This is a genomic window from Veillonella parvula, from assembly GCF_024461875.1.
GTDB classification, from domain to species: Bacteria; Bacillota; Negativicutes; order Veillonellales; family Veillonellaceae; genus Veillonella; species Veillonella parvula_I.
The window spans coordinates 1-227 of sequence record NZ_JANGAL010000127.1 but is presented as its reverse complement, the minus strand read 5'-3'; the positions used below and the strand labels follow the sequence as shown (position 1 = coordinate 227).

The 227-nt window shown below is 52.4% G+C and carries 1 protein-coding gene; it reads left to right on the top strand.

Annotated elements, in window-relative coordinates:
- Positions 1 to 28: 28 nt before the first annotated feature.
- Positions 29 to 227 (top strand): hypothetical protein (locus tag NE668_RS10090; RefSeq protein ID WP_256196903.1); only part of this gene is annotated, 199 nt, incomplete at its 3' end.

Genomic DNA, 227 nt, shown 5'->3' with positions numbered 1-227 from the left:
CTATGACACCTGGACGAGGACGCTTTACGTGAACTCAAAGGAGGCCACCATACAGATTACGATAAATGACGATACGGACAGCTCTGCAAACGATTCATCAGGTACCAAAACTAACAGCACCGGCAGTTCACAAGCCACCGCACAGACACCTTCCGAGACAGCCTCAGAGAGGGCTGATGAGAAGGACAATCAAAGTACATCTCAGGGCAGCACCACCGGCAGCTCGC